Source organism: Microtetraspora fusca (assembly GCF_001570365.1).
Taxonomy (GTDB): Bacteria; Actinomycetota; Actinomycetes; order Streptosporangiales; family Streptosporangiaceae; genus Microtetraspora; species Microtetraspora fusca.
Window position 1 is genome coordinate 36,671 of the sequence record NZ_BBYK01000068.1, and the last position, 21,303, is coordinate 57,973.

15 protein-coding genes are annotated in these 21,303 nt (G+C 71.0%); 4 read left to right on the forward strand and 11 right to left on the reverse strand.

Translation table 11 applies throughout. The features are described from left to right. Nucleotides 1-62: 62 nt before the first annotated feature. From purU to AWQ68_RS32385, 4 genes are all read right to left on the reverse strand, one after another. On the reverse strand, nucleotides 63-911 hold the full coding sequence (gene purU, locus AWQ68_RS32370) for a formyltetrahydrofolate deformylase (protein WP_066947904.1): 849 nt from the start codon (nucleotides 909-911) through the stop codon (nucleotides 63-65). A 69-nt stretch (nucleotides 912-980) separates the two neighbouring features. Further along, on the reverse strand, nucleotides 981-2,885 hold the full coding sequence (locus tag AWQ68_RS32375) for a tetratricopeptide repeat protein (protein WP_245656323.1): 1,905 nt from the start codon (nucleotides 2,883-2,885) through the stop codon (nucleotides 981-983). A 329-nt stretch (nucleotides 2,886-3,214) separates the two neighbouring features. After that, nucleotides 3,215-3,721: a GNAT family N-acetyltransferase gene (locus AWQ68_RS32380; protein ID WP_066947907.1), complete on the reverse strand. Its 507-nt coding sequence runs from the start codon at nucleotides 3,719-3,721 to the stop codon at nucleotides 3,215-3,217. Further along, nucleotides 3,718-5,322, reverse strand: coding sequence for an NsdA family TPR-like regulatory protein (locus AWQ68_RS32385; RefSeq protein WP_066947909.1), 1,605 nt, complete (start codon nucleotides 5,320-5,322; stop codon nucleotides 3,718-3,720). Before AWQ68_RS32385 ends, AWQ68_RS32380 begins: the two co-directional genes overlap by 4 nt. Before the next feature lie 338 nt (nucleotides 5,323-5,660). Here AWQ68_RS32385 and AWQ68_RS32390 point away from each other — a divergent pair, with 338 nt between their 5' ends. The 4 genes from AWQ68_RS32390 (at nucleotide 5,661) to AWQ68_RS32405 (ending at nucleotide 9,305) form a co-directional block, all read left to right on the forward strand. Next, on the forward strand, nucleotides 5,661-5,921 hold the full coding sequence (locus tag AWQ68_RS32390) for a hypothetical protein (protein ID WP_066947912.1): 261 nt from the start codon (nucleotides 5,661-5,663) through the stop codon (nucleotides 5,919-5,921). Nucleotides 5,922-6,398: 477 nt separating this feature from the next. Continuing rightward, nucleotides 6,399-7,331 carry a mechanosensitive ion channel family protein gene (locus tag AWQ68_RS32395; protein ID WP_245656324.1) on the forward strand — a complete coding sequence of 311 codons (933 nt, stop codon included), beginning with the start codon at nucleotides 6,399-6,401 and terminating at the stop codon, nucleotides 7,329-7,331. Between the two features lie 34 nt (nucleotides 7,332-7,365). Next, a complete protein-coding gene (locus AWQ68_RS32400) occupies nucleotides 7,366-7,734 on the forward strand; it encodes a globin (protein ID WP_066947915.1) in 369 nt (122 codons plus the stop codon). Between the two features lie 29 nt (nucleotides 7,735-7,763). After that, the gene (locus AWQ68_RS32405; RefSeq protein WP_066947918.1) at nucleotides 7,764-9,305 is read left to right on the forward strand and encodes a glycoside hydrolase family 13 protein; all 1,542 of its coding nucleotides are present in this window, start codon (nucleotides 7,764-7,766) and stop codon (nucleotides 9,303-9,305) included. A gap of 4 nt (nucleotides 9,306-9,309) precedes the next feature. On the opposite strand, the gene AWQ68_RS32410 is transcribed toward AWQ68_RS32405, so the two are convergent. The 7 genes from AWQ68_RS32410 to cobA all read right to left on the reverse strand — a co-directional run bounded on the left by AWQ68_RS32410 (nucleotide 9,310) and on the right by cobA (nucleotide 21,156). Next, nucleotides 9,310-9,792 (reverse strand): acyl-CoA thioesterase, encoded by a 483-nt coding sequence (locus tag AWQ68_RS32410; protein ID WP_084464632.1) that lies wholly within the window; start codon nucleotides 9,790-9,792, stop codon nucleotides 9,310-9,312. 112 nt (nucleotides 9,793-9,904) lie between these two features. Further along, nucleotides 9,905-11,569, reverse strand: coding sequence for an energy-dependent translational throttle protein EttA (gene ettA, locus AWQ68_RS32415; RefSeq protein ID WP_066947921.1), 1,665 nt, complete (start codon nucleotides 11,567-11,569; stop codon nucleotides 9,905-9,907). Between the two features lie 31 nt (nucleotides 11,570-11,600). Beyond that, on the reverse strand, nucleotides 11,601-12,896 hold the full coding sequence (locus tag AWQ68_RS32420; protein ID WP_066947924.1) for a GGDEF domain-containing protein: 1,296 nt from the start codon (nucleotides 12,894-12,896) through the stop codon (nucleotides 11,601-11,603). Between the two features lie 416 nt (nucleotides 12,897-13,312). Beyond that, a complete protein-coding gene (locus AWQ68_RS32425; protein WP_066947926.1) occupies nucleotides 13,313-14,029 on the reverse strand; it encodes a single-stranded DNA-binding protein in 717 nt (238 codons plus the stop codon). A 115-nt stretch (nucleotides 14,030-14,144) separates the two neighbouring features. Continuing rightward, a complete protein-coding gene (locus AWQ68_RS32430; protein WP_066947929.1) occupies nucleotides 14,145-15,776 on the reverse strand; it encodes a GTPase in 1,632 nt (543 codons plus the stop codon). Then, nucleotides 15,773-19,927, reverse strand: coding sequence for a dynamin family protein (locus tag AWQ68_RS45380; RefSeq protein ID WP_245656326.1), 4,155 nt, complete (start codon nucleotides 19,925-19,927; stop codon nucleotides 15,773-15,775). The genes AWQ68_RS32430 and AWQ68_RS45380 overlap by 4 nt, the downstream gene beginning before the upstream one ends. After that, complete coding sequence (gene cobA, locus AWQ68_RS32440) at nucleotides 19,924-21,156, reverse strand: uroporphyrinogen-III C-methyltransferase (protein WP_066947931.1); 1,233 nt, start codon at nucleotides 21,154-21,156, stop codon at nucleotides 19,924-19,926. Before cobA ends, AWQ68_RS45380 begins: the two co-directional genes overlap by 4 nt. Nucleotides 21,157-21,303: the final 147 nt, after the last annotated feature.

The following is a 21,303-nucleotide window of genomic DNA, read 5'->3' on the forward strand; positions in this document are numbered from 1 at the left end:
CGGCCGGTACGGCCGGGCCCGCTCAGGCCCGGCCGTACCCGCGCGGATGGTGGCGGTGGTCCCTATCGGGGGAAGATGACCGTCTTGTGGCCGTCGAGCAGCACCCGGTGCTCGACGTGCCACCGGACCGCGCGGGCCAGTGCCTGCCGTTCGACGTCACGGCCGATCGCGGCGAGGTCCTCGGGCGAGTGGGTGTGGTTGACCCGCGCGACCTCCTGCTCGATGATCGGCCCTTCGTCCAGGTCGTGCGTCACGTAGTGGGCGGTCGCGCCGATCAGTTTGACCCCCCGCGCGTACGCCTGGTGGTACGGCTTGGCCCCCTTGAACGACGGCAGGAACGAGTGGTGGATGTTGATCACCCGTCCCGCCAGCTTGGCGCACAGCTCCTCCGAGAGCACCTGCATGTACCGGGCGAGCACCACCAGATCGGCCTGGTAGTGCTCGACCAGCGCGAGGATCTCGGCCTCCTGCCGCGGCTTGGTCTCCGGCGTGACCGGCAGGTGGTGGTAGTCGATGCCGTACGACTGGGTGAGCGGCCGCAGGTCGGGGTGGTTGGAGGCGACTGCGACGATCTCGATGTCCAGCAGTCCGGAGCGCGCCCGGTAGAGCAGGTCGTTGAGGCAGTGGTCGAACTTACTGACCAGCACCAGCACCCGCGGCTTGACCGCCTGGTCGAAGAGCTGGAGGTCCATGCCGTACTCGGGCGCCAGCGCGGCGAAGGCCGTACGCAGCTCGTCGAGCTGCAGATCGCCGGTGAACTGGACGCGCATGAAGAAGCGCTTGGCGACGGGGTCCCCGAACTGCTGGCTCTCGGTGATGTTGCAGCCGTGCCCGGCCAGCAGCCCCGAGACGGCGGCGACCACACCAGGACGATCCGGACAGGAGATGGTCAGCACATAGTCAGCAGTCATGGCTTGATCCTTGGGTTTCTTGGCGCTCTCGCCTCAAACTGAGGATGATACCGCCCCCGCGACGCCGGCTCAGTTCTCCACGTCGACGCCGGGATCGAGCTCCCGCGCCCGCTTCAGATCGGCGGCGGCCTCGTCCGGCCGACCGAGGTCGCGCAGGGCGACGGCGCGGTTGGCGTACAGGGCGGCGTCCTCGCCGAACTCGATGGCCCGGGTCAGATCCGCCACGGCGCCGTCGAGGTCACCCGTCTGGTAGCGCAGGATCGCCCGGTTCGCCCATGCTCCGGCGAGCCCCGGATCCCGCGCCAGCGCCGTGTCGAACGCCGCGCGCGCCTCGCCGTACCGGCCGGCCGCGGTTTCGAGCTGGCCGAGCACGCCGTGCAGGTGCGCGTTGCCCGGGTCGATCTCCAGCCCCGCCTCGACGTCGCGCCGGGCCGCCTCGTGCTCGTCGAGCATCGCCAGGACGCCCGCGCGGTTCACGTAGGCGTCCAGGAAGGCCGGGTCCAGCTCGAGAACGTGGTCCAGGTCGGCCAGGGCCGCGTCCAGGTCACCGGCGGACAGGAGCAGCTCGGCGCGGTTGTAGTACGCCTCAGGCAAGGGCGGGCCGAGCCTGATCGCGGTCTCATAGTCGGCGAGCGCGTCCTGCGGCCGGCCCATCGCGAGCAGCAGGTTGCCGCGATCCAGATAGTGGTCGGGGAACGCGGGATCGATCGCGACGGCCCGGTCGAAGTCCTTCAGCGCATCCTCGCGCCGGCCGGCCCGGGCCAGAAGCTGCGCCCGATTGGCGAACAGCACCATCCGGTGCTGGGGATGGGCGTCCGGGGCAAGGTCCCGCTCGGCCAGCTCGATCGCCGACTCGACCAGGCGCAGCGCCTCGTCGATCCGGCCCTGCCGCAGCTCGATCAGCGCCCGCCCGTTGCGGTCGAAGCCGAGCTTGAAGGCGCGCTCCCGGCGGTCGGGCAGCAGCGTCGAGACGGCGATCGCCTCGTTGATCCACCCCATGGCCCGGCCGAGGTCGCGCCGCGCCGGGTCGGGGTCACGCGCGTCCAGCATGGCCGTGCCGTACGCGGCCGCGGCGTGGACGGCGGGGTCCACGCTGGCGCGGCGAGCACTCTCGTAGATCTCGAACGCCTCCGCCCGGCGGCCGATCCCGGCCATCGCGGTCGCGGTGCGGTGCGCGAAGCGCCACCATAGATCGGATCCGGGAGCGGCCAGACGCAGCCCGCGCGGGCCGAGCTCGGCCACCGCGTGCAGGAAGCCCTCGCCGACGCAGTGGTCCACGGCCGTCCACAGCGCGGCCAGCGCGGCCTCCCGGTCGCCGCCCAGCTCTCGGTGGTACGGCACCGCCCCCAGCAGGTGCTCGTCGGACAGCTCGGCCGCCCTCCGGTCGTGCGCCCGGGCCCGCTCCGCCGGCGGCAGCGCCAGATAGGCCGCGTACGCCCGAGGGTCGTCGGTGGTGCCGTCCGAGGCGATGAAGTCCTCGGCGTAGTTCTCGACGCGGTTCTCGGTGTCGTCCTCCACAGGCGGCGCCGTGACCAGGACGACGTCCGCCTCGCTCCATCCGCCGGGTGACGTGGGAGCGCCGACGGCCACGGTCAGGCCGGGAACCCGGCGCATGAGCACGGCCAGCAGCTCAAGATCGGTGGCGTCGGCCTCATGGACGTTGTCGACGAGCAGCGCGCGCGGCCCGTCCAGACGGTCCCGGACGAACTCGGCGATGCCGTTGGCGAGGCGCAGCGTCCGCCGGGGGGCCGGCACCAGGATCCGCTCGTCCTCGTGGAGGCCGTCGCCGAGCGGCTCCGCCTGGAACGGCACGAGCGGCCGGAGGTCGGGGGCGGCGGCCCGGATCGCGACGGCGTGCGCGACGACCAGGTCGGGGGCGCGCTCCAGCGCCGCCGGGACGAGCGCACGCAGCAGCGCGCCCCCGACGGTGTAGGGACCGCGCAGCCGTCGATGCCCGTTGATCAGAGGCGCCACGGGTGGAGGAAGCTCCAGAGCGTGGAGGGCGGCCTGGCGATCACGGGAGAGCCTCCCCCGAACCCAGATGGGGCGGCCGTTCTGCCGAGGGCTCCAGGTCACCCTTTGTGAATCACGCTCGACGTTCCGGTGAGCCGCACCGTGCCGGGCTTGCGGATAATGATCTTTTTCATCGTGCCTCTTTTCCCTGACACGGTCGCGCTCGGGTCCGCGTTCGCTTCGCGGGAGGCGTGTTCCGCCTTCGACTCCGCTCACCGCGGCCCTCGCCGTTCATGACAAGGCATAAGTATTGGCACGAATCAGTAATCCGCAAGCCCCGGCAGGGTGGTTTATCTGATTAATTGCGGCGTAACAACGGGAGTAAGGTATTTCTCCCCATAAAGCACTATGGCTGCGCCGCACGTCTCGCGCCGGATCTCGCGCCAGCCGTACTTCCGGTAGAGCTCGAGGGCGGCCCCCTGCTGCAGGGTGGTGTCCCCGCGCAGCACGTGGTAACCGAGCTCGCGGGCGCGTTCCTCCAGCCGTTCGAGGATCGTCGCGCCGTAACCGCGACGCTGGAACTCCGGATGGACCCGGAGCCGGCACATCTCCGCGGTCTCGTCGTCGATGCGGCGCAGGCCGCCCATCGCGACGATCCGGCCGCCGCCCGGCTCCTCGCCGACCAGGAACTCACCTCGATCGGCGAGGTACACCGCCTGAATGCGTGGGAAGTCGTCGTCGTAGTAGACGCCGTCACCCGGCATAAGGCCGACCTGGGCGAGGCCGATCTGGTGCAGCGCCAGCACCTCGTCGAGATCCGACCAGCGGTAGCGGCGAACCCGGAGCGCTCCCGTCACGTCTGCTGCCTGTTCTGCTCGAGGGTCGCGGTGGCCGCCGCGGCCGCAGCGGAGGCGTCCTCCGAGGCGGACACCAGGCACTCCCGGTAGGCCGTAAGCGCGGGGACATCGCCGTACTTGGACTGGACCGCCTTGAGCAGGTCGTACGCGGGGCGCATGACCAGTTCGGTGCGGTATTCGCGCTCGATCATCTCGATGGCCTTGCGGCCCATCTCCAGCGCCTCCTCGACCTCGCCCTCGATCAGGCGGCACTGGGCGCGGTCGAAGCGGATCAGGGTCTGGTCGAGCAGGTCCTCGCCGGAGTACTTGCCGAGCGCCTGCTCCAGGATGAGGTCCGCCTCCAGCGTCTGCCCCAGCTTGACCAGGACGTCGCCCTGGTAGAAGTAGAGCTGCCGCTCGGTGTACCCGAAGGCCGGGTCCTCCTGGTCGTTGGAGCTCATCTGCGCGAAGGCCGCCCTGGCCCGGGACAGCGCCCGCTTGGCCTGGTCGACGACCTCCTTCTTGGGACCGGTGCCGCCGGCCAGCATGGCGAGCGCTCTGGCCTCGACCACCGGTGCCATGGTCTTGGCCGCGCAGGGCGTCTGCCCGGCCATGTCCCGGCTCTTCTTCGCCAGCGCGAGCGCCTCGCGCGGGTCCCCGTAGTAGAGCGGGACCAGCGCCTCACGGGCGCTCACCCAGGCACGCAGCGCGCGGTCGCCCGTCTCGTCGGCGGCGGTGCGCCCCGTACGGAAGAACGACCGGGCCATGCGATGGTCGCCGAGGTCGATCATGATCATCCCGCAGAGCCCCGAGAGCTGGGCCGTCATGCGGCAGAGCCGTTCCTGGATGTCGACCGGTTGCCGCCGCTCCAGTGCCTTGCGCACTGTGGAGAACTCCAACAGCACGTCGCAGAGAAGGCGTAGCGGCGGGGTGTTCATGTACTGCCTGCCGAAACCGGTGGTCGTCTCCTCCCACTGGTCCAGCATCGCGGGCGAGACGGTCGCCGAGGCCATCGTCTCGTCCATATGCCGTCGTATGTTCTCCACCGCACCCAGCACCTGCCCGTCGAGAGCCAGCGGGGTACCGGCGAGGATCTTCAGCAGCGTCCTCCGTAGCACGTTCTCGTCCTCCTCGCCCCCGTCCGCGGAACGGCTGCCGCCATCCGGCTGTATCCACAGCTCGCGCACATTGGGGGAAGTGTCAGGTATTCCCTCTTCGAAATCGCAGCCGCGGACATTGCCGGGCGTTCCGTGGCCGTGGCCACAGATGCACGGCCCTTCGTAGCCGAGAGCGGCCGGTTCCACCCGGTAGACGGAACACAGGTAGTGGAGGTACTCGGGTCCGGGCTTCTTCAGCCCCGACTCGTAGGCGGACAGAAGCGTCTCGCCGATCCCCGGGACGGCCTTGCCGTCCCGCTCGAATAGTGCCCGTACCTGTTCGATCACATCCGCGAGTGCGATGCCGTTCGACAGGCGGTGCGCCTTGATCTTCGTGGTGCCGAACTTCGGCCCACACGCAAGATGGATCTCGTCGGCGATCACGGCAACGGCCCGCCCGGTGGCCAGACCTCGTGCCCGGATCTGCCGCGCGATCTCCGTTTCCCTGTGTTGCCTGCCGGACATCCCGGCCCCTCTCTCGCGGACGGGTGATGGCGCCGACCGCGTGTCCCGAAGGGTCCTCATCTGCTGACGCAGCGTAACGTCTCTGTCGCGCTGCGGCTACACAAGAATGATGGACCAGTTTTTGCCCGGCATGGACGAGTGCTTGAAGGTGCTGACTAAGGATCGTTCCTCAGCAGGGGGTTTTCTTCAACCTACTTGGGGGTTTGCCTAACCGCGGAGCCGACGGGCGGCGTTGACCCGTTCATGCTTGGTGAGTCATCTTGAGCCGGCCAGGACCGAATGCCCGGGGCAAAGGCGCCCAGCGCGTCGGCTCGCTCCAAACCAAGGAGGACACCGAAATGGAGGAGGACGATTTCCAGCGTCTGGAACTCCTGGTATCCGAACTCGACTCCCGCGGCCTTCTCGCCCGGGTCGTACGCACCCAGTCAGGCCGCCCCTTCGTACGGGTGATCAACCCGAAGGCCACGAGTCTCGCGGAGAACGTCGTGTGCAGGGCAGCGGACTACTGGTGGTCCTGGGGAGAGCCGATGCACCGGGCGGACGACCCGGCCGGTGCGGCGCGCAAGGTCGCCCGAGTGCTCGCCGCGGTGAATGAATAGCTCGCCACGGCACATGGGGCCGGCGGAGCGCACGGTGCGGAGCGCCCCGCGACGGCCGCGCTCGACGCGGCGGTCCGGGACGCTGTGCGCCCCCGGCCCCCTACACCTCGTGCCCGGCGGAGGTATCCGCCGGGCACGGCATGCCGCCGTCCGGTCCGGTCGTACCGGCCGGAACGGACGGTGATCGAGGAGGATCCCTCCGGAGAACGGCACGGCGCGCGCTCCGGGTGCGCACGCCGTGCTCTGCCGCTCGTCGCGGCGAAACCCCCGCCCGCCGTACCGACGCCGAGCAGGGGAATCCGCCTTCCCCGGCGATGTGACGACGGCCGGTTCAGTCGGCAAAATGAGTTAGGTTTACCTGCTTGTTGCTGACCGAACCGATCCGGGGGGATCCACCTCGTGTTGCCGTACGCGCCGACTCCGACACCATCTCCTGGAGGGGACATCTCTGACACGGTGGGAGAGGCGGTCACCGCGGTGACTGAGACGTGCAAGAGCGGCAAGGGCCTGACGTGCTCGATCCTCAACGCGTCCTTCCCCGACGGCGTGTACCCCTGGGTCCCGCTCGTGGCCGGGATCGTCGACGCCCTGCTCACTCTGTGCATGATCCTCGCCATCGCCCTTGTGGTGCGGAGCGTCGCGCACCGGCTCATCACCCGGGTGACGCTGCGGGCCAGCGAGGGCGTCCTGCCGGAGCGGTTCAAGACCATGTCGTCCGGGTCGAGCGAGGCGAGCACCGCGATCCTCACCGAGCGGCGCAGGCAGCGGGCCGAGACGATGGGCTCGGTGCTGCGAAGCCTGGCCTCGGTCGTGATTCTGGGCACTGCCGCCCTGATGATCCTGTCCAATCTGGGCATCGAGCTGGCCCCGCTGCTCACCAGCGTCGGCATCATCGGCGTCGCGGTCGGCTTCGGCGCACAGGAGCTGGTCAAGGACTTCATCGCCGGCATGTTCATGCTGCTGGAGGACCAGTACGGCGTGGGCGACGTCATCGACACCGGTGTCGCGGTCGGCACGGTCGAGGCCGTCACCCTGCGGATCACCCGGATCCGCGACGCCGACGGCAAGGTCTGGTACGTCCGCAACGGCACCATCAGCCGGGTCGGCAACGAGTCCCAGGGCTGGTCGCGCGCGGTCGTCGACGTGACCGTGCCGTACGAGGCGGACACCACGACGGTGCGCGAGCTGCTCAAGAACGTCTCGACGGCGATGTGGGAGGAGCCGGAGTACCGCGACGTCCTCCTGGTCGAGGAGCCGCAGGTGTTCGGCCTGGAGCAGCTCTCCGGCACGTCGATCATCTTCCGGGTCAGCGTGAAGACCGCCCCGGCGCAGCAGGCCGAGGTGGCCCGTGAGCTGCGGGTTCGGATCAAGAGGGCGTTCGACGAGAAGAACCTGGCCTTCGCGGGCTGAACTTACCGATCGGTAACTAGCTTAGGCTGAAGCGGTGACAACCTTCTACGAAGCCGTCGGAGGCGAGGAGACGTTCCGGCGGCTCGTGCACCGCTTCTACGAAGGCGTCGCCGCGGACCCGCTGCTGCGCCCGATGTACCCGGAAGAGGACCTCGTGGGGGCCGAGGACCGGCTGCGCATGTTCCTCATCCAGTACTGGGGCGGCCCCAACACCTACAGCCAGGAGCGCGGCCACCCCCGGCTGCGCATGCGGCACGTGCCGTTCACGATCGGTGAGGCGGAGCGGGACGCCTGGCTCAAGCACATGGGCGACGCCGTACGCTCGCTGGAGCTCGCCCCCGAGCACGAGGAGCAACTCCTGCGCTACCTCGTCTACGCGGCCCAGAGCATGCTGAACGCATAACGCCCTCTGCCACGGGGCAGCCATGGGGCATGCGTGAAACCCCCTGGTGGCATGACGCCGTCGTCTACGAGATCTACGTCCGCAGCTTCGCCGACTCCACCGGTGACGGGGTCGGCGACCTCGCCGGCGTGCGGAGCCGGCTGCCCTACCTGGCGGATCTTGGCGTCGACGCGATCTGGCTGACCCCGTTCTACCGCTCCCCCATGGCGGACGGCGGCTACGACGTCGCGGACTACCGCGACGTCGATCCACTCTTCGGCACGCTGGACGACTTCGACGACCTGGTCGCGGACGCGCACGACCAGGGGCTGCGGCTGATGGTGGACATCGTCCCCAACCACAGCTCCGCCGCCCACCCGTGGTTCCAGAAGGCCCTGAACGCGCCTGAGGGCTCGCCTGAGCGCGACCGGTACATCTTCCGGCCCTCCCCGCCCGGACGGCCGGACGCGGAGCCGAACAACTGGCTCTCGGTCTTCGGCGGTCCCGCGTGGACCCGGCTCCCGGACGACCAGTGGTACCTCCACCTCTTCGCGCCCCAGCAGCCCGATTTCAACTGGAACAACGCAGAAGTGCGGGAGGACTTCCTCACCACACTGCGGTTCTGGCTGGATCGGGGCGTGGACGGCTTCCGCATCGACGTCGCCATGGGCCTGCACAAGGCGGAGGGGCTGCCCGACACCACCATCGGCTTCGGTGCCCGGTCGCCCGTCTGGAGCCGCCCCGAGGTCCACCAGGTCTATCGCGAGTGGCGCGCCGTACTCGATTCCTATCCCGGTGACCGCGCCGCGGTGGGCGAGGTCTGGACGGATTCGGCCGAGGACCTCGCCCTTTACGTACGCCCCGACGAGCTGCACCAGAGCTTCAACTTCGCCTGGCTGGAGGCGCCCTGGTCGGCCGCCGCGTTCCGCGAGGTCATCGAGACCACCCTGGCGGCGATGCGGGCGCCCACGTGGGTGCTGTCCAATCACGACGTCGTACGGCACGCCACCCGTTACGGCGAAGGCGCGGCGGACCCGGGAGCCGGGCTCGCCAGGGCGCACGCCGCCCTGCTGACGATGCTCGCCCTCCCCGGGTCGGCATATCTCTACCAGGGGGAGGAATTAGGGCTAACCGAGGTAAAGAACCTTCCACCGGAAGTACGTCAGGACCCCGTCTATTTCCGGACAAGAGGGGCGATGCCCGGACGGGACGGCTGCCGGGTCCCGCTTCCCTGGACGGGGACGGCCCCGCCGTTCGGCTTCGGACCGGGCGGGTCGTGGCTGCCGCAACCATCCGAGTGGGCGGAGCTGACCGTGGAGCGGCAGACGGCGGACCCCGGCTCCACCTTGTCGTTCTATCGCCGGGCGCTGGCCGCGCGCCGATCCCTGCGGGGCACGCTACCGGACGCGATCACCTGGCTGGACTCCCCCGCCGACACCCTGCTCTTCTCCCGCGAGCCGCTGGTCTGCGCCGTCAACTGCGGCACCGACCCGGTACGGCTGCCGCCCCACGACCGGGTCCTGATCTCCAGCGCTCCCCTGGACAGCGGCGTGCTGCCGCCGGACGCGGGAGCGTGGCTGCTGCGCGACTGACCTCTCACTCCTCGACGAAGAAGCGCTTGAGGTAGGCGAGCTCGTCCTCAGTGAGCCGGCGCGGGCGTGCGCCCTCGACGTCGTAGGCGACCATAACGGAACGCGCCTTGACGAAGACCTGCTCGTCGTCCTTGATCTCGTACGCGAGGGTGAACCGGACCGGCTTGATCTCGGTCACCCAGGTCTCGACGCGTACCGGATCGGGGCGGAACGTCAGCGGGCGACGGTAGTCGATCTCGTGCCGGGCGACCACCAGACCCCGGTGCGGAGGGTCGCCCGCGCGGAGCCGATCGACGACGAGCATGTCGAGCCGCGCGTCCTCCAGGAAGTCGAAGAACCGCACGTTGTTGACATGGCCGAGGCTGTCGATGTCCCCGAAGCGGACCTGCCGGTGGAAGACGTGCCGCTGGTCGGCGGGGGCGGCGGCACTCGTGACAGTACGGCCGACAGCACGGCCGGCGCCGTCGGAGAGAGGTTGTCCGGACACACCGGAAACCGTATTCCACCCGCGGTTTCCGCACACGGGCGGGGTCGCGACGAGCGCCGGCCGAGGCCGGGACCGGTCCCCTGACCCGGCGACGTGCGCCGGGAGGGGGCGGCTAGTCCCGGGTCAGCTTGCGGTAGGTGACGCGGTGCGGGCGAGCCGCGTCTGCGCCGAGCCGGTCGATCTTGTTCTTCTCGTAGTCGGCGAAGTTGCCCTCGAACCAGAACCAGTTCGAGCCGCCCTCCCACGCCAGGATGTGCGTGGCGATGCGGTCGAGGAACCACCGGTCGTGCGAGGTGATCACCGCGCAGCCCGGGAAGTCGAGCAGCGCGTTCTCCAGGCTGGACAGGGTCTCGGTGTCGAGGTCGTTGGTGGGCTCGTCGAGCAGCAGCACGTTGCCGCCCTGCTTGAGGGTCAGGGCGAGGTTAAGCCGGTTGCGCTCGCCGCCGGACAGGATGCCCGAGGGCTTCTGCTGGTCCGGCCCCTTGAAGCCGAACGCCGCGACGTACGCCCGGGACGGCATCTCGACGTTGCCGACCTTGATGTGGTCGAGACCGTCGGAGACGACCTCCCAGACGTTCTTCTTCGGGTCGATGCCCGCACGGCTCTGGTCGGCGTAGGAGATCTTGACGGTCTCGCCGACGGTGATGGCGCCCCCGTCCGGCGTTTCACCGCCGGTGATCATGCGGAACAGCGTGGTCTTGCCGACGCCGTTCGGGCCGATGACGCCGACGATGCCGTTGCGGGGCAGGTCGAAGGAGAGGTTGTCGAGGAGGATGCGGTCGTCGAAGCCCTTGGAGAGCTTCTCCGCCCGGATCACCGTCGTGCCGAGGCGCGGGCCCGGCGGGATCTGGATCTCCTCGAAGTCGAGCTTGCGGTACTTGTCCGCCTCGGCGGCCATCTCCTCGTAGCGCTGGAGACGGGCACGGCTCTTCGTCTGGCGCGCTTTGGCGTTGGAGCGGACCCACTGGAGCTCCTCCTCCAGGCGCTTCTTGCGCTTGACGTCCTTCTGGCCCTCGACCTTCAGACGCGCGGCCTTGGCCTCGAGGTAGGTGGAGTAGTTGCCCTCGTAGGCGTAGCACCGGCCGCGGTCGAGCTCCAGGATCCAGCCGGCCACGTTGTCGAGGAAGTAACGGTCGTGGGTGACGGCCAGTACGGTGCCGGGGTACTTCTCCAGGTGCTGCTCCAGCCACTGGACGCTCTCGGCGTCGAGGTGGTTCGTCGGCTCGTCGAGCAGCAGCAGGTCGGGCTGCTCCAGCAGGAGCTTGCACAGCGCGACGCGGCGGCGCTCACCACCGGAGAGCTGGGAGACGTCCGCGTCGCCGGGCGGGCAGCGGAGCGCGTCCATGGCCTGCTCGAGCTGGCTCTCCAGGTCCCAGGCGTTGCGGTGGTCCAGCGCGTCCTGCAGCTTGCCCATCTCCTCCAGCAGTTCGTCGCTGTAGTCGGTGGCCATCTGCTCGGCGATCGCGTTGAACCGGTCGAGCATCGCCTTGGTCTCGGCGACGCCCTCCTCGACGTTGCCCAGAACGGTCTTGGTCTCGTTGAGCGGGGGTTCCTGCTGCAGCATGCCGACGGTGAAGCCAGGCATCAGCCGCGCGTCTCCGTTGGACGGCTGCTCGAGCCCCGCCATCATCCTGAGCAGCGTCGACTTGCCCGTGCCGTTCGGGCCCAGGACGCCGATCTTGGCTCCGGGCAGGAAGGACAGCGTGACATCGTCGAGGACCACCTTGTCACCGTGCGCCTTGCGCACGCGCTGCATCGTGTAGATGTACTCCGGCATGACTCCAAGGGTAGTGGCACCCACGGCAGCTTCATCCGGTCATCTCGTCACCTGTGCGCGGTGGAGGAGCCGTGGGACGCGCGGGGAGGCAGATGCGGTCGCGACCGAGCTCCTTGGCCCGGTAGAGGGCGAGATCCGCGGCGGCGAGCAACTCGATGAGATCGTTGCCGTGCATGTTCATGATGGCCACCCCGGCCGAGATCGTCACGGTGACCATGGCGTGGTCGGCCGGAACCGCCATGCGGCCCACCCTGGAGCGCAGCCGCTCGGCCACCCGCCTGGCCTCGGTGACGTCGGCCCGCGGCAGCAGGATCACGAACTCCTCGCCGCCGAACCTGCCGACCACGTCGTAGTCGCGCAACTGGCTGCGCAGCGTGCCGGCGACCCCGATCAGCACCTGGTCGCCGATGAGGTGGCCGTAGGTGTCGTTGACCCGCTTGAAGTGGTCGATGTCGACGATGAGCAGTGCGAGTGTGTCGCCGGTGCGCCTCGCGCGGACGATCTCGGTGTCCGCCTCGCGCTGCCAGGCGGCGGCGTTGAGCAGCCCGGTCTTCGGGTCGGTGCGCGCGGCGGCCTGCAACTGGGCGTGGAGCAGGCTGCGCTGCAGCAGCACCACCGGCGGCAGGGCGAGCAGTAGCAGCCCCAGGTTGAGTCCGCACGCGATGGCGACCGTCACGCCGAGGCAGAGTTCGACGGCGTCGAGCAGCGCGCTCTCGCGGTTCCACAGGAACTCCCGCCACCGGGTGTCGGGATCGGCGGCGCGCACGGCGATGGCGATGAGCGCGGTGTTGACGGCGGTGAACATGACGGCGCAGGCCACCGCCGCGAGGATCGGCAGCGCGCGGCCGCTGGACAGCTCGCTCGGCGCCGGGATCCACGCGTGGAACGCCATGGAGGCGGCGCACGCGGCCACCCCGATCGCCGCCGCGCTGAAGACCCTCCGATAGACGACCGTGGCGCGGACGCGCACCTGCAGCAGGATCTGCAGCGGAATGGGGGCGAGCAGGGCGTACATCGGCGGGAGCAACAGCACGACGGGCAGCCACCAGGCCGACAGCAGGTCGCGGGACACCCCGGCGGGCATGCCGAGCCGTCGGGTGGCCTCGATGCAGACGGCGCCGCACACCGTCAGGGCGGCGAACGCCGCGAGGTGCGAGATGTGGAAGGGCGTCGTGATCAGCAGGTACGCGATCGCGGCCAGGTCCAGCGCGACGATGCCGAAGAAGTAGACCACGAGAGGACGGCGCTGGGCCAGCAGGGGCCACCGACCGCGCCGCGAGGGCGATTCGTCCCGCGGTGTGGCCGAGGTCTGGCTGGGTGCCGTCATCCAGTCTCCCCACGCGTCCGTGCGCTGCCTCCAGCGTCTCACGATGTGTAACACAATAATTGCGGAGTGTGCGTCGCGCGACGGGAACCGCTACCTTTGGCAGTCTGGCCGCCGGATGTCCGGACGGCAGACGAGGTAACCGCTCCTTCACGAAGGGGGCTGTGTGGGAAAGGAGCAGCCGTGGTGCGGGGTGTGACCTGGACCTAGAAAGGGTGCTCACGCAGCGACGCGGAAGTCGCCATCGGCCGATACCCGGACGTTCCACCGTGGGGCACCGGCCGCGCACGGCCGATGCCCTTGCCGCCGCACGCTGACTCCTCACCCGCAGCCGTCCGGCACTCCGGGCGCCACCTCCACCACTCACCGCACATCGCCTCCGGCGCCCGCGACACCCACTTCCGGCTTCCAGCCACCGGTCATGCCGCGAGCGCGTCCGGCACCGTCTCGACCGGCCACGGCACATCGTCCGTTTCCTGACCCTCGGTGCTGCTGGAGGACGGGCGCTCGTCCGCGCCTTCCGCGGCCTCGCCCGGAGACGTGCCGTCGTCGTCGGAAGACAAGGACGCCTCCGCCGGGTGAGTAGCCCGCCTCTCCGACGGCTGGGCGTCCCCTCCCTCGACCGGGCGAACCGCCTGCCCCTCCCGGCTGTCCCGTTGCTCCGCCGGGCGCGTGTCCCGCTCGTCCGTGTGGGGCACCGGCCTCAGCTCCCACTCGCGGGTGTCGTCCTCCATGCCCTGTCGTTCCTGGCCGCCGGCCGTGTCCGCGAAGGACCGGACCGGCTTCTCGAAGCTCGCGATGCCCCACTTGAGGTCGTGGCCGACCGAGCTGGCCTCGACCTCGGCCAGGAATCTCTGCTCGCCCTGCCGGTCCTGGAACTGCCGAATCCGGAGCCTGCCGTACACGACCAGCGGGTGGCCTTTGCGGACCGACTGGGCGACGTTGTCGGCGAGCCCCCGGTAGCAGCGGACCGTGTAGTACGTCGTGTCCTGGGTGGTCCACGTCTGGGACCGCCGGTCGAGCACCCTGCGGTTGACCGCGAGCCGCAGGCTCGTCGCGCGCGAGCCGTCGGGGAACTGGTACTGCCGGGGGTCGGCGGTGACATTGCCGCTCAACGTGACGTAGACGTCGCTCATGGAGTCCTCCCCAGGTCCGGACCCTCGCCGGACACCGGGGACGACTCTGCCCGTTTCCCCGCCGGCAGCTCTCCGCCGAATCCGGTTCTGTGGACAACTCAGCGCCTGGGGACGGCTACTTCCCGGACGCGGCGGCCACGGCTGCGAAGTACTCGTTGTAGCGCAGCAGCTCGCCCTCGATCGGCGCGACCACCATCTCCTCCGCCACCGCCGCCACCCGGCGACGCATGTCCCTCTCCAGGCGCTCGCGTTCCCTGGCGGCGGCGAGGACGACGAAGTTCCTGCTCGCCATGCCGGACAGGAGGCCCACACCCAGAACGCCGATGATCTGCAACCCGAGCCACGGCAGCAGGCCGACGTCGCCGAGGATCTCCACCGGCGCCGCGCCCAGCTTCAGCACGCCGTACGCGAGGATCGAGCCGGCCCAGGCGACCCCCGCCACGAACAGCACGACGAGGAGGTACTGCCAGATCTTGAGCAGCCACCACCAGCCGGGGACCCGATCCAGCGGCGGGGCGACCTGGGACAGCTCGTCGGAAAGCGTCGCGGGCAGCTCGACGGACTTCGACCGAGCCGCGTCGCGCACGCCCGCCTGCCAGACCTCCGGCATCTCCTGCGTGACGCCGTCGGCCAGTGCCTGCACGGCGTTGTCCACCTCCGCCGGCTGGGCGCTGACGGCGCTGCCCACGAGTGTGCGGATCTCGTCCTTCACATCGCCGAGCCGCAGGCTGCTCAGCGGGTCGGGCCGCAGCCGGGCCGCCCACCGCGCGTACGGCCAGCCGACCCAGTCCACGGAACGTACGCCGTACACGTTCTCCATGGCCTCGCCGACCGCGGAGACGCCGACGGCGTCGCACAGGGCGTCGGTCAGCCCCTCGCGGCGCGCGCCGTCCACGGCGGACTCGACGCTCGGGATGTCGGCGACGTCCTTGGCGAGGGGGCTCATCAGCCGGTCGAGGTCCGCCTCCAGCCTCTGGAACGCGGCACGGCGCCGGACCACCGACTCCGCGAGCACCGCCTTGAGGTCGTCGACGCCTTCGCCGGTGACCGCGGAGGTCACGACCACCTGCGGGCTGTCCACGCCCTCCCTGGAGAGCAGCACTCTCAGGTCGGCCACGCAGATCTCGCGGTCCTCCGGGGACAGCCGGTCGGCGTGGTTGAGCACGAAGACCGTCACGGCGTCGTGCCCCGCCAGCTCGGTAACGTAGCGCCGGTGTACGGAGGCGTCCGCGTACTTCTGCGGGTCGAGCACCCACACCACGAGGTCGGAGACCTTGATCAGCCGGTCGGCCTCGGTGTCGGTGAGCGCCCGGATCGAGTCGTGGTCGGGCAGGTCGAGCAGGATGAGCCCGTGGAGCTGGCTCTCGCCCTTGTCCAGCGCGCTGGCCCGGGCGAAGCGGTGCCGCCACTGGATCTGCAGCCAGTCGAGGAGCGGCCCGGCGCCGTCCAGACCCCAGACGCACGCGTGGGTGCGGGCGGTGGTCGGCCTGCGCACTCCGGTGGGCGAGAGTTCGAGGCCGGAGACGGCGTTGAACAGGGACGACTTGCCGCTTCCCGTGCCTCCGGCCAGCGCGACCACCGTGTGGTCCGGGGACAGCCTGAGCCGGTCCCCGGCGCGTACGAGCAACTGGGCGGCCTCGGTGAGCGTCGCCTGGTCGGCCCGGTCCGCGCCCAGCTCGACGAGCCGCGCGAGGGCGGCGAACCTGGCCCCGAGGCCGTACTGGACGTCGGTGGTGCTGGCAGTCATCGTGCGACCTCGAGGTTGTACGTCGCCTGGTACAGGCGGGTGGCTGCTGCCTCGTCCGGGATCCCGGCGCCGTCGAGCTCGTCCACGTAGCGCAGGGTCTCCTCGTCGAAGACCATGCCGATGCGGGCGCGCAGATCGCTCCGGGCCTTCGCGCTGATGTTCCGTAGCGACTCGGCGCCGAGGAGCGCGCGCAGCAGGCGCTGCGGCAGCGCGCCCGCTCCCCGGCCGGACGAGACGTCCGTGGCGCCGTAGCCGAGCAGGCTCACCGTGAAGATCAGGGCGAGCGACTCCACGTCGAAGGACACGAGCCGTGCCACCGAGCGCTTGGTCACGCCTTCGGTCCTGATCAACTCGGTGACGTGGTCCTGCCAGGCGCCGATGGCGCGCGAGGTGCGCTGCGTGGCCTCGTCGGACGAGCGGCCGAGACCGGGTGTGGCGGCGAGCCGGTCGCCCGCGCCCGCCCGCTGCCGCCAGCGCACGACGACCTCCTCCGCGGCCCGCTCGGCGGCGGAGTTGATCACGCTTTCCAGCGCGTTCCTGATCGCCGTCCTGAGCGCGCGGGCGCGTTGCGGCCCCCGCTGGCCCCCCTTGCCTCCCCGCCGGAGCTGGAGGGTGCGGATCAGGTCGCCGGAGCCGGCGAAGTCCTGCCAGCGGGCCAGCACCTCGCCGCGCAGCAGCGAGCCGTTCCTGGTGGCCTCGTCGATGTCGGCCAGCGCGCCCATGTACGCGGCGTCCACGTCGGAGCGCAGGTCCGCGCGCAGCGCCACCTGCGTCTCCAGATGCCTGGCCAGTGCGGGCACCCGGTTGCGGAAGCTGTCCAGGACGCCGTTCAGAGTCGTCCGTACGGCGGCGGCGCGCCGCTCGTCGTCCACGGAGAGGTGGGCCAGCCACATCCGCAGCTCGGAGACCTCCTTGTCGGGAAGACGCCCCTCGGTGACCGTCGTTTCCTTGATCACGAAACGCTCGGCGTCGGCCAGGCCGTACTCGTCGAGCATCCGGCCGAAGTGCTTCACGATGACGTCGCGGGATTTCTCCGGCACCCGGGACAGCACGATGACCAGCCGTGCGCCGCGTTCCTTGGCCAGCCGCAGCAGGTTCCACGAGGGCGCGTCGGCGTACCGGGAGGCGGTGGTCACGAACACCCACATATCGGCCGCGTCGAGCATCCGGTGGGCGATCTCGTGGTGCTCCTCCACGACCGAGTCGATGTCCGGGGTGTCGAGCAGCGCCACGCCCGGCGGGAGGCGCTCCGTGGTGGACAGCACGACGCTGTCCGTGCCCACGCCCTCGACGGGCCGCTCGAGCCGGGTCAGCCCGCCGAGCAGGTCCCCCTCGGCGAACCATTCGTGGTCGTCGGGGTGGCACACCAGCACCGGCGTCCCCGTCGTGGGGCGGCGCACGCCCGTCGTGCTCACCCGCTGCGCGGCGAGGGTGTTGACCAGGGTGGACTTGCCCGCCCCGGTCGAGCCCGCGACGACGATCAGCGCGGGTGCGGTGCTCATGTGCACGCGCGGGATGACGTAGTCCTCAAGCTGGGCCAGCACGGCGGCCTGCGCCTTGCGCGCCTCCTCCGCGCCCGGGATGTCCAGTCCGAAGTGCAGGTCCTCCACGGCCAGGCGGAGCTGATCCAGCGCGTCGGTCAGCGCGGCGGAGACCGGTTCCGGCAGCGGCACCTTCCGCACCCGGGCCGCGGGATCCTCTTCAGCCTCTTCAGCCTCTACCGCCGCTTGAGCCGTGTCGGCCTTTTCGACCTCGTCGGCCTCGTCGTCCGGGCCGCCGGTCGTGCCCGTCGCGTCCTCCGCGTTCGCGGCCTCGTCCGTCCTGACCTCGTCGTCATGAGGCATGCCCTCGGCGGCATGGGGCCCGGCCTCGGCCTCCTCGCTGTCCGCCGCGTCGCCGCTCTCGCGCGTGATGTCGTACGCGTCGCTGCTCTCGCCCGTGACGTCGTTCGCGTCGTTCGCGTCGCCGGTCTCGTTGTCCGCCCCGGCTTCACGCTTCTCCGCGTCGGTCTCGGCGGCGGACCACTGCGCGTCGTCGGCCGGCCCGATCGGACCAGCGTCGGCCCATCCCGCGGGCTCGTCGCCTCCGACCTCGTCGTCCCCGATCTCGTCCGAGCGCCACGCCTCGGCCTGTCCCGCGGCTTCGCCGCCCCCCGCCTCGTCCCCGGCCTCGTCGGATCGCCACGCCTCGGATGCGGAGACGCTTTCGCTCTCATCCACCTGTCCGTACGCGGCGAACTCGGCGTCGCCGGAATCGTCCGGCTGAGCCTCGGATGTCGAGCCGTCCTCGGTCTGTACTGCGCCGCCGGGCCACTCGATCGTCTCGGGCGCCTCGGATCGCCCGGCGTCCTCGGCTTCCACACCAGCCACCGTGCCCGGGGCGTCCTCGGCTTCCCCGCCGGCCACCGTGCCGGGGGCGTCCTCGATCTGCCCCGGATACTCGTCGCCCTGGGCTCCGTCGATGGCGGGAGCGCCCTCGAAAGTGCCCGCGATCTCACCGACGTGCCCGCCGTCGTCGGCCACGTCGTGGGCGTTCTCGCCGTCACCGACGTCGAGAACGTCCGGCACACCGGCGGCGTACGGCTCGGCAGGGCCGGTGAGCGCGGTGCCACCGGCGGCGGCCTCGCCGTCGGACGCGGTGGCGGGGCGGTCGGGGGCGATAGCGGAGCTGTCGGTAGTGCTGGGGGTGGTGGAGTGGTCGGTGGCGGTGGGGGTGCCAGAGTGGTCGGTGGCGGTCTCGTCCTCCGCCTCCTCGACCGGGGTCACGTCCCGCGACCACTCGTCGCCATCCTTCTCGCGGGCGGCGACCGCGCCGTCCGTCGTCTCGGCGTGTCGCCAAGGGGATGGCGCGCTGGCGGTGGGCGTCTCCGGACCGTTTTCCCGGCCGTCGGCCGGGTCGGAGCGATCTGCCCGGTCCGCCGTTTCGTCGTGAACAGGGGTCGTCCCGCGGTCACCTAACGTGGCGCTCGCACCGGACGTCCGGTCCTCGTCCGCCGTCGTGCCGGACGTGCCCGGCGTCGCATCGTGGTCGAGGTCGCCGGTCGTTGGGCGTCGCGTGGCCGTGCTGAAGGCGTCCCAGCCGGGGACCCCGTCCGAGACGGCGGCGAATCCGGCGCTGACCACGTCGGCCAGGTCGGGCCGCCGGGTCGTTTCCGGCGCTTCGGCCCCCTCGCGGGCGGCAGCGGCAGCGGATCGCGGCGCGAACGCGTCCCAGTCGCCCGTCCCCTCCGATCCCGTACGGGGGGCGGACGCCGGACGGCCGTCACGTGGAGGCGTCGCGGCATCGCGGGGGGCGCGGGCCGGGGCGTCCCAGACCGAGGTCCGCTCGGCGGCGCTGTCCTTCGCGGGTGTGTCCCATACAGACGTCGCCTCCGACGCGCTCTCCCCGGCGGCGTCACGGGTCGGCCGCTCCCAGAGGGACGTCTCCTCCGCCGGAGTGCGGCGGGCCGCGTCGTCACGAGCGGGCGGGTCCCATCCGGACATCTCCTCCGCCGGAGTGCGGCGGGCCGCGTCGTCACGAGCGGGCGGGTCCCATCCGGACGTCTCCCCCGCCGGTCCCGGCGTCACGTCGTGCTCGGGTGTGTCCCAGGCCGGGTCGCGACGTGCCGATCGACCGCGTACGAGCGGTTCGTCGCTGTCGGGCCGTGCCGCGCGGGGCGCCTCGCCCGTTCCCGGCGCGCCGGAGGCGCCGCTCAGCGGGGACGGGCGCCTCGGCTGCTGCGTGGCGAACGCGTCCCAGCCCGGCGTCGCCCACGCCGTACGGTCACCGATGCGCGGGCGGGCCGGGCGGTCGGGGGCGCCGGTCGTGTCGGGGGCGCCGGTCGTGTCGGACGCGCGCGCGTCCCGCGCGGTGAAGGCGTCCCAGCGGTCGTCTTCCGTGCCGGAGTCCGTCGCCCGGGAGGGACGCACCGTGAAGCCGTCCCAGCTGTCGCCCGTGTCCCAGTCGGAACGGTCGGGACGCTCGGGACCGCTCTGGGCCGGGTGGTCGCCGTCGGCCGGGTCGCCGTCGCGGATGGGACGGAAGGCGACCGTCTGCTCTCCCGGGGTCTCCGGGTGCTCACCGGTGTGATCGATGGCCTGCTCCTCGTTCTCCGCGTGGCCGGACCGGTCGACGGACCCGTCGTCGGGCGTCTTCCAGGCAGGCGACTTCACGGGATCCGCTCCACTCGCACCATTTCGATCTCCTGGCCGACTCTGACGACGTCGCCGACGATCACGATCGCCGGCGGCCGCACCCCGGTCGCGGTCACGCGCTCCGCCACCGTGGCGAGCGTGGCGGCGAGTGCTCGTTGGGTGGGAAGAGTACCGTCCTGCACCACCATCACGGGAGTTTCCGGCGAACGTCCGTACCGTACGAGCGCGTCGGCGATCTCCGCGATCCGTTCGACGCCCATCAGCAGGACGAGCGTTCCCTTCGACCGGGCGAGCCCCGGCCAGTCGACCGTCGACTTCGGGTCGTCCGGGGCCACGTGTACGGAGATCACGTGGAACTCCTGGCTGACCCCCCGGTGGGTGACGGGCACTCCGGCCGCGGCCGGCACGGCCACCGCGCTGGTGACGCCCGGCACGACCGTCACCGGGATGCCGGCGCGGGCGCAGGCGATCATCTCCTCGCCGCCGCGTCCGAAGACGAACGGGTCGCCGCCCTTGAGCCGGACGACGAACTTGCCCTGCCTGGCGTGCTCGACCAGCAGCTCGTTGATCCGCTCCTGCGCCAGGTAGCGGCCGTACGGGATCTTGGCGGCGTCGATGAGCTCGACGTCGGGCGGCAGCTCGTCGAGGAGGGCGCGCGGGGCGAGCCGGTCGGCAACGACGACGTCCGCCTGGGCGAGGAGCTGGCGTCCCCGGACGGTGATCAGCCCGGGGTCGCCCGGCCCGCCGCCGACGAGGGCGACGCCGACAGGCTTGCCACGGTGGCGGCGCGCGTCCACGGTGCCGTCGCGGAGCGCGTTGACGACCTCGTCGCGGATGCCCGCGGCCCGGCGCGGGTCGCCGCCCGCCGTGATGGCGACGCCGATCTCCCCGACCCGGCCGCTCGCGGGCGTCCAGGCGGCGGACGCCTCTTTGTCGTCGGCGCGTACGCACCAGATGCGCTTGGCCTCGGCCTCGGCGGCGATCGCCGCGTTCACCTCGCGCCGGCTGGTGCAGGCGTGTACGAGCCACGCGCCGTCGCAGTCCCCCACCTGGTACGGCCGGCGCTCCCACGTGACGCGGCCGTCGGCGATCAGATCGTCGAGGGCGGGGGTGGCGCTGGGCGAGACGAGGACGACGGAGGCTCCGGCGTCGAGCAGGGCGGGGATTCTCCGCTGTGCGACGCGGCCGCCGCCCACGACCAGAACCCGCCGTCCATCGAGGCGAAGGCCAAGCAGGTAGGGCGCCATGACCCCAATCTCCCTAATGCGTCAAGCGTGCAGTGTTAGGAGGCAAATTTACCGGTTGGCCGGTGACCGACGGCTCAGCGGATCAGGATCTGCCGGACGACGCGTCCCCCGTGCCGTCCGCCCCGACAGATCCTAGAGCAGGGCGGG